This is a genomic window from Enterococcus italicus (genome assembly GCF_023743875.1).
GTDB classification, from domain to species: Bacteria; Bacillota; Bacilli; order Lactobacillales; family Enterococcaceae; genus Enterococcus_G; species Enterococcus_G italicus.
Window position 1 is genome coordinate 1 of sequence record NZ_JAMRVB010000015.1, and the last position, 1,447, is coordinate 1,447.

The 1,447-nt window shown below is 39.5% G+C and carries 1 protein-coding gene; it reads right to left on the reverse strand.

The genetic code is table 11. From position 1 onward, the window contains the following. Positions 1-80: 80 nt before the first annotated feature. Positions 81-1,373, reverse strand: a complete 1,293-nt coding sequence (locus tag NE257_RS11455; RefSeq protein ID WP_007209342.1) for an ISL3 family transposase — start codon at positions 1,371-1,373, stop codon at positions 81-83. Positions 1,374-1,447 lie beyond the last annotated feature (74 nt).

Here is a 1,447-nt window from a genome sequence, read left to right on the forward strand (position 1 = left end):
GGCTCTTTGTCAAATGATGTTGGTGAAGAGAAATCTTAGAATTATTGGAGATCAAGAGGATTATTTCCTCTTGATCCTTTTTAGTTTAAAAGCAATGCACTACCGTGACGAATCATGATACGCAACTTGAAATTATAAAAGCTACGAAAGCCATAGGCATTTCGTTTTAACACTTTGATATGGTTGTTTAGGCATTCTAGCGGCCCATTTGAATAACGTTGTTTTAAAGCATTCTTGATTTGTGGAAGAAATTTCTGGAATGTTCTTAAGGTTGTCCGATACCCATCGGGAAGTACGTCGTTGTTGGTAAGCAGTTCTTCAAACGATGCGTGGTCTCGCTTCCTTACAGCATAAAGAAAGTCTTGGTATAACTGATAGCCCGTACGCAAAGCAGGACATCCCTTCAGTAGGCGATCGACAATCTCGGTTTCTGTTAAATGTGTTTTGAAGCCAGACCGCCAAAGGTGCCGAGTATAATCAAGCTTACTTTCGTCTTTTTGAAGGAGTTTCCAGTATCTTTTTAGTTGTTTGCCCAGCTGGTATAGTTTTTGTTCTTTGCTCTTTAACAGGTGGTTCGTTTCTTTGATTCGATGATTGCGAAAAGTACGACTGATATGCTGGACAATGTGAAACCGATCAATGATCAGCTGAGCGTTTGGAAACATCTTTTTAACTAACGACACATAAGGGGCGTACATATCGATCACAATCCATTCGACCGCTTCGCGCGTTTCTCTTGGAAAATGACAAAAGTAACGTTCTAGAAAAGGCAGTTGCCGATTCTCGACAATGTCCAATAGGCGGTGTGTTTTTCCATCCATCATGATGAAACTCATGGCACCTGAAACACCCCGGACGGATTTGAATTCATCAAAACAAAGCACCTTAGGCAACGTTGTTCGAAAAGGATTTAATGGACGATAAAACCGCTTCATAATACGGTAAACAGAAGAGACAGACAGATTTTTTTGAGCGGCAATCTCAGTCATTGAGGTATTCCTTTTTAAACGAGTCACAACAGACCAGCGGACTTTCTCACTGATAAAACAGTGCTTTTTCGCAACAGAAGTATCCGCAACGAATGTCCGCTGACAAGCTTTACATTTGAAGCGTTGTTTTTTTAGTTCAAGGTATGTACGGTATTCAGAAACATCGTTCATTAACAACCGGACGGTTGTGGTTCCCCAACGTACAATATCTGAAGCAATTTTATGGTTACAATGAATACATTCTTGGGCGGTGTAGGTCAAACTTCCATGATAAATATGACAGATTTGTCCTTTGTATTTTTCTTTTGTGAGACAGTTTTCGGAAAAAGTAATCGATAAGTCTAGAATATCCAACATTTCTTTGATAAGCTGAGTGTGAGACATCTTGATTCCTCCTTTTGGATTGGTTCGTCAAATTAATTCTAAAGGATTTCAAGGTGTCTTTTCTATTGTTTTTC